Genomic DNA, 11832 nt, shown 5'->3' on the forward strand with positions numbered 1-11832 from the left:
TGTAAGCGAAGCCATAACTCCATTTTATAACGCGATATTAGGTAATATTTCCTTTTTATGAATGTAAAAAATCCGTGTCAGTAAGAGGTAGGAAAGGTTACGGAAATAGAAGGATTTTCAGTTATTCGTATTCAGCAAACTGCTCGTCTTTGTAACACCACATCCATTTTTCGCCAGGTTCTGACGAAATCACTACAGGGTGGCCGGTATGATGATAATGAGCAGTCATATGCTTTAACGGCGATTGATCGCAGCATAAAGTAACACCGCAAGTTTGGCATGTACGCAGGTGTACCCAATCGCTGCCTACCTTAATGCATTCGGCGCATTCGTATTTATCGGCAGTTTTTAATTCGGTAATGTTACTCAGGTGCTCACAAAGGTTGCTCATAGTGGTAGTTATTGTGTTCTTAATAAAGATAAAAAATCTTTATTAAGAACACAATAAAGTGCTTTACGTACTAATAAATTAGTTATATATTGGGGGCACTAAACCACATAATGAAGATCACACTACCTACCCTGATACTGTGCTGCTTATTTTCAATTGTTACCAGGGCCCAAAGCCAATATGCTATAAAAGGCTCGGTAACGGATACAGCATCCAAACTCAAATTAACCCATACATCTGTAGTAGTTCTTAATGCTAAAGACTCAACATTAAAAGCATTTACGCGTGCCGCTCCGGATGGCTCTTTCGCTATCAATGGCTTAAGTAAAGGCAAATTTATCTTATTGCTTACCTACCCAGGTTATGCCGATTATGCAGAGAACTTTGCACTGGATTCGGTCAAAAAGGAATACAATTTCGGCGGGGTTAACCTGTTGCTAAAGTCGAAGTTACTGGCTGATGTAATTATAAAAGGGAAAAAGGCTGCTATAAAGATCAAAGGCGATACCACCGAATTTAATGCTTCAAGCTTTGAGATACAACCCAACTCTAAGGTAGAGGATCTGTTAAAGCAACTGCCCGGCATAACCGTAGATAAAGACGGAAAGATTACCGCCCAGGGCCAAACTGTAACCAAGGTACTTGTTGACGGCGAAGAGTTTTTTGGCGATGACCCAACCCTGGTTACCAAAAACGTGCGTGCCGACATGGTTGATAAAGTGCAGCTTTACGACAAGAAGAGCGATCAGGCGGCATTTACCGGTATAGACGATGGGCAGAAAACCAAGACACTCAATATCAAACTAAAAGAAGATAAAAAGAACGGCATGTTTGGTAAGGCCAACGCAGGTGTGGGTACAGATGGCTATTACGAAGGGCAGTTACTGTACAATGTATTTAAGGCGAAAATGAAATTCTCGGCCTATGGCACGGTGTCTAACACTAGTAAAACCGGTTTAAGTTGGCAGGATAGTCAAAAGTTGGGTACAAACAACAATGTGGAGGCATTTGATGGCGGCTTTTACATAACCAATGATGACTTCAATAGCGGCGGTTATAATGGCGAGGGGATACCCAAAACTCAATCGGGTGGTTTGCATTACGATAACAAATGGAACAGCGATAAGGAGATCATCAATACCAATTATAAGTTTAGCAATATGGATATTGAGGGGACAAAAAATGTACAAACCCAAAATAGCCTGCCAACGGGTATCATTAATACCAATAGCAACGAGAAATTTGGCAACAATACCTGGCGTCAAAAATTGGATGCTGCTTACACTATAAAGTTAGACACCTCATCTAACTTAAAATTCACGATAGATGGTACTACTAAACATATCGATAACAAAAGTGATTTTGATGCGACCAGTTTTAGGGGGAATAATGTTTTACTGAACAATCAAACCAGGTCATTAACCAACGCGGGCGATCAGCAATTACTCAATGCCTCTGCTTTTTATACCCGGAAATTTAAGAAGGTTGGCCGCACTATTTCTGTGAACCTTAGCGAGGCTTATAGCAACAGCGATACTCACGGGCTCCTTAATTCGGAGATTGACTACTATAACACACTTGGCTTGCCGGATAGTACGCAAACCATAAACCAGTTTAAAAAGAACGAAATAACAAGTTCTGTATTTACCAGTAACATCACCTATACCGAACCGCTGTCTAAAACTTTCTCGGTGATTGTAAACTATGGTATAGGTGTAAATAATAGCAATGCAGATCGTCGGTCGTACAACCAAAATGGGGCGGGACTTTACACCGACTTAGATTCGACGCTGAGTAACCATTATAAATTAGATCAAACCATCAATCAAGGGGGGGCTATATTCAACTACAAGAAAAAGAAAACCACGTTTAATTTCGGGACTAAGGTCGCCGCCGTTAACTTTAAACAGCTTAATGAGTACACCGGCATTAACTTCAAGCGAAACTTTGTAAACTGGTTGCCGCAAGCTTTATTTCAATATAAAATCTCTCAGCAATCTGGTATATACCTCAACTATAACGGTCGCACCACTCAACCAACTATCGATCAAATAAACCCTCTGGTCGTAAATACCGATCCGCTGAATATTACCTTGGGTAATCCACTGCTTAAGCCATCGTTTAGGCATAGTTTAAATGCTTCTTACAATTCTTACAAAGTGCTTAGCGATCAGTACATATATATAGGGGGCCAATATTCTTTAACCACCAATGCTATTGTAAATAATACCGTAACAGACTCGGCGGGTAAAACTACTTATCAGGCTATTAACCTGCGCAACAAGCGGCCTGCTAACTATTATTTCTATGGTAACTACGGTCGTAATCTGTTTGCCGGCATTAATGGTGGTATTAACATCAATATCAACGGAAACGATTCTTATAACTATGTAAACAATGTGCTCAACGAGTCGAAGTCACAAACCTACGGCGTCTCGCTAAACTTACGGAAGTACAAGGAGAAGAAGTACAGTTTCTACGCATCCGCTGGGCCTAATTATACCATCAGCAAAACGTCGCTGCAAAGTCAGATCAATAATAATGGTCGGGGCTTTACATCATACGGCCAGGTGCAGTTGTTTTTACCTTTTAAATTTCAGGTTTCTTCGGATGTTAATTACGGGTTCAGGGCTAAAACACAAACCTTCAGCGATAACTACTATCGAACCCTGCTAAAGGCATCAATTGCCAAAACCTTCCTGAAGCAGGATAATTTGAAGATTTCTATCGATGGAAATGATCTGCTGAACCAAAACACCGGTTTTAACAGATCGGCGTTTGGTAATCAGATAACCCAAACAACCTATACCACTATTAAACGATATTTCATGTTCTCTATAACCTATGATTTTAACAAAATGGGTGGCGGCGCACCTCAAAAAAAATAACATGAAGAAACTTACATCAACAATTATCGCCTTGCTAATAGGCCATGTTTTATTTGCACAAGGTGTGCGCTTTGCTACATCGGGTACTATTGAGTTTGAGAAGAAAGTGAACATGTACGCCATTTTACAAAAGCGCGTAACCAAAGACAATGAAAGCTTTTATGCTGCTTATATAGACAGCTATAAAAAGAAGAACCCGCAGTTTAAAACGTTTAAAAGCACACTGGCCTTTAGCGATAACAAAACATTATTTACCCCTGTTGAAGATGAAAACGGCCCGAACAATTTAATCGGAGGTCAGAGCGTACAGTACAATACCATTTTTACGGATGTTTTTGCCCATGCCAGCATTACCCAAAAGCATGTATTTGAAGAAACCTTTTTGGTGAAAGACAGCACTCGCAAAATCAACTGGAAGCTTACAAGTGAAACCCGCGAAATTGCCGGCTATACTTGCCGACGTGCTAATGCACTGGTTATGGACTCTATTTACGTGGTGGCTTTTTATACCGATCAGATCCCCGTTTCAGGTGGCCCGGAAAGCTTTATGGGGTTGCCGGGTATGATATTGGGTGTCGCACTTCCGCACGAGAATGTAACCTGGTTTGCCACCAAAGTTACCGATGCGCCCGTTGTCGATAATGCCTTAAGGGCACCTAACAAGGGCAAGCCCGTTAACAATGCACAGTTAAAAGCAAGGCTGCAAACGGCACTTAAAAGCTGGGGCTCATACGCTAACGAAACCTTTAAGGCGCTGCTACTTTAATATTGCTGGGTTAGGTGCACAAAAGTGTGCCATTTTGGAAAATCACCCATTTCAAAATGAAAAACAGAACCGCTGGTTTGTAATGAAGATGTATAATTAAGGTGCTTATTTAACGCCAATGTCTTAATAATACGCGCCAAGGCAATTGTGGCATGTAGTTTGGCTTACGTAGTGCATGGAAGTTAATTACTTCTATAGTACACATAAAAGTTTTAGTAATGATAGCATTTTACATAGCGCTCAAAGTAAGCGCTCTGTTAGCGGTTATGATATTGCCGTTAATAGCATCCTCAAAAAAGAAACAATTACCTACCCCCGTTATGAGCACTTTAGTGGTGACCGAAAATGGTTACATGCACTACCTGAGCAACAACTATGTTAACGATACTGTAAAATAACATTTGAGTAATTAGAATTTATAAGCCCCTTAACCAAAGGGGCTTTTTCGTTAACCGTATTATTATTAAGATATTTGCAACGCATTAAACAACCAATGCCCATTAATACATATCACACTTACCCGCCAATATACATAGCATGCAACAAACAGTATTAATAATTGACGACGAGAAAAAGCTCTGCGGGTTGCTTGCACGTATCATAGAACTGGAGGGCTATAAAGCGTTACAGGCCTACACAGGTAAAGAAGGTTTAAAAATCTTAGCTGCTGAAAATGTACAGGTTGTACTAAGCGACGTTAAGCTTCCCGACATTAACGGTGTTGACCTGGTAAAACAGATTAAAGAAAAGAGGCCCTATGTTGAGGTGATATGCCTTACCGCTTATGGAACCATACAAGACGGTGTGCTAGCCATGAAAAACGGCGCTTTTGACTATATAACCAAAGGCGACGACAACGATAAAATACTTCCTTTATTAGCTAAGGCAACTGAAAAAGCTAACCTGCAATACAAGCTTTACCAGATAGAAAATAAGGTGATCAGTCAGCATAGTTTTGAGGGGATCATTGGTACTTCAAAGGCTATTAAGGAGGCCGTAAACCTGGCTCGAAAGGTATCGGCAACAGATACCACTGTTTTGCTATTGGGCGAAACCGGTACAGGTAAGGAAGTTTTCGCGCAATCCATCCATTATAATAGTAACCGAAAGACTAAAAACTTTGTGGCCTTAAATTGCAGCGCATTTTCGCACGAGTTATTGGAGAGCGAATTATTCGGCCACCGGGCAGGCGCATTTACAGGTGCCATGAAGGATAAAAAAGGATTAGTTGAAGAAGCCGACGGAGGAACGCTGTTTTTAGATGAAATAGGCGAAATGAACATCGACCTGCAGGCCAAACTGTTGCGCGTGCTCGAGTCGGGCGAGTATATTAAAGTAGGCGATACCAAAACCCAGAAGATCAACGCCCGGATTATAGCTGCAACCAATCGCGGTTTGCAGGAAGAAATTACCAAAGGCCGTTTCCGGGAAGATCTGTTTTACAGGCTTTCGGTGTTCACCATTAACCTTCCCTCGCTTAACGAGCGTAAAGAAGATATAGCTCCATTGGCAGCTTATTATCTGAAAGAATACTCCGACAAAACGAACCGTAATATCACCGGCTTCGATCACAATTTTATAGCCCGTTTAGAAACCTTTAACTGGAAAGGTAACATTCGCGAGCTGAAGAACCTGATAGAGCGCGCCGTAATTTTGTGCGATGGAGACATCCTGACTTCCGATCTGCTGCCGGCTGATCATCTGATCCAGGACGAGTCATCTGCCAACGTATTTGAAATGGCTACGGTTGAGAAAAACCATATCCGTAAGATATTGAACTATACCAAAGGCAATAAAACAGAGGCCGCCCGCCTGATGAATATCGGCCTAACCACTCTTTATCGCAAAATAGAAGAATATCAGCTATAATTTATAGCCTGTTGAATTGATAAAAAGACCCTACCATTTTGGTAGGGTCTTTTTGTTTTATACCAACCCATTTTGAGATATTTTTCATTTAAAGTACTGATAGTCAATAGATAATGGCTGATGGCAGATGGCTTGGTACAAGGTTTGGCTAGGTGTAGGAAATTAAAAAAGATATGAACACCATTCTCTTGTTTCTGGCCATACTGCTTTGCAGCTGGTTGATTTTTAAATCTATTGATTGGTTCGAAAAAATATAAAGTCATGATAGCCTTATTCATCGTTTCCATCGCAGTTTTCTTATACATGGTATACGTACTGCTTAAACCCGAAAAATTTTAAAGTAACCCACAATGAACACTGAACTACTTGGAATTATTGCCTCGTTTGTGATCACCTTGGTGATTGCAATTCCGCTTGGCAAGTACCTCGCAAAAATGTATGCCGGCGAAAAGATCTGGACTGACTTTTTAAAACCTATCGAAACCGGGATCTTTAAACTATCCGGTATCAACCCTAAAGAACCCATGAACTGGAAACAGTTTCTGAAAGCCATGATGACTATCAACGTCCTATGGTTGGTTTACGGGTTCTTTGTTTTGATATTTCAGGATAAGCTGCCGCTTAATCCCGATGGTAACCCGGGCCAAAGCGCCGATTTGGCTTTTAACACCATTATTAGCTTTGTGGTTAACTGTAACCTGCAACACTACTCGGGGGAGACCGGTGCTACTTACCTTACCCAGCATTTCATATTTATGTTTTTGCACTTTACAAGTTGTGCTACTGGTATGGCTTGCGCGGTTGCTGTATTTAAAGCGTTTAGAGACAAAACCACTACCGACCTCGGTAACTTTTGGGAATTCTTTGTAAAATCGATTACTCGTGTCTTGTTGCCTTTATCAGTTATTATAGCAACCATATTAGCTTTTAACGGTACCCCCAGCAGTTATGCCGGTAAGGATAAATTTATATCACTGCAAGGCGATACTGTAAATGTATCACGTGGCCCCGCCGCGGCAATGATTGCCATTAAGCATTTAGGTACTAACGGTGGCGGGTGGTTTGGCGCAAACTCTGCCCATCCATTAGAGAACCCTAACTACTTAACCAACATGACTGAGATTGCCGCTCAGTTTATAATCCCGGTAGCGATGATACTGGCATTTGGTTATTACATCCGTCGTAAAAAATTGGCATGGGTAATATTCGGCTTTATGATGCTGGGTGTGCTGATGCTGATGCTGCCGACAATAAGCAGCGAATTAGGTGGCAACCCGCTTATTGCCAAAATGGGCATAAGTCAAACCACCGGTGCTATGGAGGGTAAAGAAGTTCGTTTCGGCCCTGCTGCTACCGCCTATTGGAGCACGCTTACTACCGTTACCTCAACAGGTTCTGTTAACGGTATGCACGACAGTACGATGGCGCTAACCGGTATGTGGCAACTATTGGCCATGATGATTAACGGCTTCTTCGGTGGTTGTGGCGTGGGGATCCTTAACTACTTTATTTACCTAATTATAGCCGTATTTATCTCTGGTTTGATGGTTGGCCGTACACCAGAGTTTTTAGGCCATAAGGTAGAGGCCCGCGAAGTTAAGATTGCCGCTTTGATCACGTTGCTTAGTCCGTTCCTGATATTAGTCGGTACTGCAATATCAAGCTATGTATTCACCAATCATTTAGGGGGCAACTGGGCTGTTAAACCGTCAAGCTGGTTAAATAACCCCGGCTACCATGGTTTTTCCGAAATGCTGTATGAGTACACCTCATCAAACGCTAACAACGGTTCGGGATTCGAAGGGCTCGGTGACGGCAATATCTTCTGGAATTTTACCACCGGTATTGTGCTGATCATGGGTCGTTTTTTACCAATAATTGGTCCGGTTGCTATAGCCGGTTTGCTGGCTCAGAAGAAATATATTCCCGAAAGTGCCGGTACGTTAAAGATCGATACCAAAACTTTTGGCCTCATGACCTTTGCCGTAATCCTTGTATTAAACGCGTTATCCTATTTCCCTGCACTCGCTTTAGGACCGTTGGCAGAATATTTTTCAATGAAATAAAAACCCCTCCCAACCCTCCACGAGTGGAGGCCTTTTAAGCCCGCTCCAAAGGAAAGGGTTGGGTGAGGCTAAATTAACTAAGATGAAATCTCAATCAAATAAATTATTTGAGCCTGCCCTGGTGCAGACTGCTTTAAAAGAATCTTTCATTAAGCTGGATCCCCGAATGATGATTCGCAACCCGGTGATGTTTACGGTGGAAATTGGTACGGTAATCATGATCCCGGTTACGGTATACAGTTTCTCGCACCATGGTCAGGGTTCGGTGGCTTATAACTTCCTGATTCTACTTATCCTGTTTTTAACCGTATTGTTCGCCAACTTTGCCGAAGCTATTGCGGAAGCGCGTGGTAAAGCCCAGGCAGATAGCCTCCGCAAAACTCGCGAGGAAACACCTGCTAAACTGGTTTTGGCAGATGGTACTATCGTAACCAAATCATCGAGCGAATTGCGCAAGGGAGATGTGTTCATTTGCGAAACAGGTGATACTATCCCAACAGATGGCGAGATTATTGAAGGTATTGCTACTATAGATGAGTCAGCAATAACCGGTGAATCTGCTCCGGTTATCCGCGAGTCAGGCGGTGATAAATCGTCAGTTACCGGCGGTACAAAGGTGCTGTCAGACGAAATCAAGGTTTTGGTAACTACCCAACCGGGCGAAAGCTTTCTGGATAAAATGATTGCCCTGGTAGAAGGTGCATCGCGCCAAAAAACGCCTAATGAAATTGCCCTGACTATCCTGCTGGCAAGTTTTACCCTGGTATTCATCATTGTGTGTGTAACCTTAAAACCATTTGCAGATTACGCCAATACGCCGATAACTATAGCCGCGCTGATCTCCCTGTTTGTGTGTTTGATTCCTACCACAATCGGCGGCTTGTTATCGGCCATTGGTATTGCGGGAATGGACAGGGCATTGCGTGCCAACGTAATTACCAAATCCGGTAAAGCAGTTGAAACTGCAGGGGACATCGACGTGTTGCTGCTGGACAAAACCGGCACCATCACCATTGGTAACCGTAAAGCCACTCAGTTTTGGCCAGCCAGTGCTGTTGCACCAGACGATCTGATCACAGCTTGCGTATTATCGTCATTAGCTGATGAAACACCGGAAGGTAAATCGATCATAGAACTGGCTTCTGCACACTTTAAGTTGCCCGAAGCTCCTGTTGGTTCTGAGTTTGTGAAATTTACTGCCGAAACCCGCTCAAGTGGCATCAATACACCTCAGGGTTTGCGTATCCGTAAAGGTGCGTTCGACTCCATCCGCAACATTGCTCAAAAGGCAGGCAACCCATTTCCTGTAGAAGTGGAAGAGAGGGTGAAAACGATTTCTTCAAACGGTGGTACACCTCTGGTGGTTTCGCAAAACGAAAAGATCTTAGGCGTAATCGAATTGCAGGATATTATCAAGACCGGCATTTCCGAACGCTTTGAGCGCCTGCGCAAAATGGGTGTTAAAACCGTAATGGTAACCGGCGACAATCCGCTAACAGCCAAGTTTATTGCCGAAAAAGCTGGTGTTGACGATTTTATTGCCGAGGCTAAACCCGAAGACAAAATGAACTACATTAAGGCAGAACAGAATACCGGTAAGCTGGTAGCCATGATGGGCGACGGAACTAACGACGCCCCCGCACTTGCCCAAGCCGATGTAGGTGTGGCGATGAATAGCGGTACCCAGGCTGCCAAAGAGGCCGGTAACATGGTGGACTTAGACAACGATCCAACTAAGCTGATTGAGATTGTAGAGATTGGTAAACAATTGCTGATTACCCGTGGTACGCTAACCACTTTTTCTATCGCTAACGACGTTGCCAAATACTTTGCCATTGTACCCGCACTGTTCGTGGCTTCTATACCAGCCCTACAAAGTATCAATATCATGAAATTGCATAGTCCCGAGTCGGCTATTTTATCTGCAGTAATATTTAATGCTATCATTATCCCATTGCTGATTCCATTGGCATTGAAAGGTGTGGAGTACAAACCGATAGGGGCGAGTGCGCTACTTCGCCGCAACCTGATGCTGTATGGGGTGGGTGGTGTAATTGCACCGTTTATCGGCATCAAATTAATTGACCTTGCCGTAGGATTAATATTCTAATCGAATTAAAATTAAGACAATGAAAACTTTCATTATACCAGCCATCAGATTAACCATCGTATTAACAATTCTGCTGTGCGTAATTTATCCTTTAAGCATTATGCTTATCGGCAAAGCTTCGAAAGGTGCCGGTAATGGCGAAACCATAAGTGTAAATGGCAAAGTGGTTGGTTATGCCAACATTGGCCAAAGCTTTACCAAGCCTCAGTATTTCTGGGGCAGGCCATCGGCTGTGGCTTATAATGCAGCAGGCTCGGCCGGCTCAAACAAAGGCCCAAGCAACCCTGACTATTTAAAGGATGTAAGCAACCGCATTGACACCCTGCTTAAATATCATCCCTATTTAAAACGTAGTGATATTCCAGCCGATTTAGTAACCGCTTCGGGTAGTGGGTTAGATCCTGATATCTCTCCGGATGCGGCCAAAATTCAGATTAAGCGTGTGGCCGAATATCGCAAGCTGGATGAGCAAAAGGTAGCAGCATTGTTAAATAACCAAATCGAAAAACCGCTTTTGGGCATGTTTGGCCCAAGTAAGGTTAATGTGCTTAGACTAAACATAGCACTCGATCAGTTGAAATAAAAATAGGTAGTCCTACCATGGAAGAGCGGAGCGATAACACGGTAAAAACTTTCATCGACCTTGTTAAAAAGTCGAGAAGGGGTAAGTTTAAGATCTACATTGGCATGAGCGCCGGTGTGGGTAAAACTTACCGTATGCTGCAGGAAGCGCATGCTTTATTACGCAACGGTATCGATATCCAAATTGGATATATTGAGACGCACAACCGCGCCGAAACTCATGCCTTGCTCAACGGCATTCCACTGATACCGCGCCGAAAAGTTTTTTACAAAGGCAAGGAATTAGAAGAAATGGATCTGCACGCTATTTTAAACCGCCACCCCGAAGTAGTTATTGTAGATGAACTGGCCCACACCAATATTGAGGGAAGCAAGAACTCCAAACGCTGGCAGGATGTATTGGATATTTTAGAAGCTGGCATCAGCGTAATCTCGGCGGTAAACATTCAACACCTGGAGAGTATGAACCAGGAGATTGAAGCCATAACCGGGATTACTATCGGCGAACGTATCCCCGATAAGGTACTGGAATTGACGGATGAGATCGTTAATATCGACCTTACCGCCGATGAATTGATAGATCGCCTGAAGGATGGTAAAATTTACGATAAAAGCAAAGTAAATATCGCTCTGCAAAACTTCTTCCAACCCGATAAAATTTTGCAACTGCGCGAACTGGCTCTGAAGGAAGTTGCTCATCATGTAGAGCGAAAGATAGATATAGAAATTCCAAAGCAAATTAAATTGCGGGGCGAAAAATTTTTGGCCTGCATGTCTTCAAATCAAGAGACCGCCAGGGTGGTAATCCGCAAAACAGCGAGACTGGCTTCGTATTACCGGTCGCCTTGGGTGGTGTTGTATGTGCAGAGCAGCAGCGAAAGTGGAGATCGCATTAAGCTTGATAAGCAACGTCACCTTATCAATAATTTAAAACTAGCCACCGAGTTGGGAGCAGAGGTTGTAAAAGTTAAAAGCGATCAGATTACCCAAACAATTATTCAGGTTGCCGACGAACGCGAAATAACAACCATTTGTATTGGTAAACCTCATTTAAATTTATTTCAGGTGATACTCCGAACGGCGATTTTTAACCAGTTGCTCAAGCATATCGCAGCAAAAGAAACCGACTTAGTGATCCTATCTTAAAACCAATTATATTT

The 11832-nt window shown here is 42.8% G+C and carries 11 protein-coding genes; 9 read left to right on the forward strand and 2 right to left on the reverse strand.

Going from position 1 to position 11832, the window contains the following annotated elements; all coding sequences use genetic code 11:
• Nucleotides 1-121 precede the first annotated feature (121 nt).
• Complete coding sequence (locus tag GSY63_RS14500; protein WP_166586536.1) at nt 122-391, reverse strand: UBP-type zinc finger domain-containing protein; 270 nt, start codon at nt 389-391, stop codon at nt 122-124.
• 110 nt (nt 392-501) lie between these two features.
• Between GSY63_RS14500 and GSY63_RS14505 the strand changes: the two genes are divergently transcribed.
• The 4 genes from GSY63_RS14505 (at nt 502) to GSY63_RS14520 (ending at nt 5914) form a co-directional block, all read left to right on the forward strand.
• On the forward strand, nt 502-3279 hold the full coding sequence (locus tag GSY63_RS14505) for an outer membrane beta-barrel family protein (RefSeq protein ID WP_166586537.1): 2778 nt from the start codon (nt 502-504) through the stop codon (nt 3277-3279).
• Between the two features lies 1 nt (nt 3280).
• Entirely contained in the window at nt 3281-4045 is a 765-nt protein-coding gene (locus tag GSY63_RS14510; protein WP_166586538.1) for a GLPGLI family protein, read from the forward strand.
• 218 nt (nt 4046-4263) lie between these two features.
• On the forward strand, nt 4264-4443 hold the full coding sequence (locus GSY63_RS14515; RefSeq protein ID WP_166586539.1) for a hypothetical protein: 180 nt from the start codon (nt 4264-4266) through the stop codon (nt 4441-4443).
• 139 nt (nt 4444-4582) lie between these two features.
• Nucleotides 4583-5914, forward strand: coding sequence for a sigma-54-dependent transcriptional regulator (locus GSY63_RS14520; protein ID WP_166586540.1), 1332 nt, complete (start codon nt 4583-4585; stop codon nt 5912-5914).
• Here the strand turns inward: GSY63_RS14520 and GSY63_RS24845 are convergent.
• Nucleotides 5905-6219, reverse strand: coding sequence for a hypothetical protein (locus GSY63_RS24845; protein WP_243749236.1), 315 nt, complete (start codon nt 6217-6219; stop codon nt 5905-5907). The two genes, GSY63_RS14520 and GSY63_RS24845, sit on opposite strands and share 10 nt — an antisense overlap.
• On the opposite strand from GSY63_RS24845, the gene GSY63_RS25185 reads away from it, so the two are divergent.
• From GSY63_RS25185 to GSY63_RS14545, 5 genes are all read left to right on the forward strand, one after another.
• On the forward strand, nt 6200-6253 hold the full coding sequence (locus GSY63_RS25185) for a potassium-transporting ATPase subunit F (RefSeq protein WP_394367171.1): 54 nt from the start codon (nt 6200-6202) through the stop codon (nt 6251-6253). The genes GSY63_RS24845 and GSY63_RS25185 overlap by 20 nt on opposite strands.
• A gap of 11 nt (nt 6254-6264) precedes the next feature.
• Nucleotides 6265-7980 carry a potassium-transporting ATPase subunit KdpA gene (gene kdpA / locus GSY63_RS14530; protein WP_166586541.1) on the forward strand — a complete coding sequence of 572 codons (1716 nt, stop codon included), beginning with the start codon at nt 6265-6267 and terminating at the stop codon, nt 7978-7980.
• An 82-nt stretch (nt 7981-8062) separates the two neighbouring features.
• Nucleotides 8063-10090: a potassium-transporting ATPase subunit KdpB gene (kdpB, locus tag GSY63_RS14535; RefSeq protein ID WP_166586542.1), complete on the forward strand. Its 2028-nt coding sequence runs from the start codon at nt 8063-8065 to the stop codon at nt 10088-10090.
• 19 nt (nt 10091-10109) lie between these two features.
• Entirely contained in the window at nt 10110-10673 is a 564-nt protein-coding gene (locus tag GSY63_RS14540; protein ID WP_166586543.1) for a K(+)-transporting ATPase subunit C, read from the forward strand.
• Between the two features lie 17 nt (nt 10674-10690).
• Complete coding sequence (locus GSY63_RS14545; protein WP_166586544.1) at nt 10691-11818, forward strand: sensor protein KdpD; 1128 nt, start codon at nt 10691-10693, stop codon at nt 11816-11818.
• Nucleotides 11819-11832: the final 14 nt, after the last annotated feature.

The organism is Mucilaginibacter agri, assembly GCF_009928685.1.
Lineage (GTDB): Bacteria > Bacteroidota > Bacteroidia > Sphingobacteriales > Sphingobacteriaceae > Mucilaginibacter > Mucilaginibacter agri.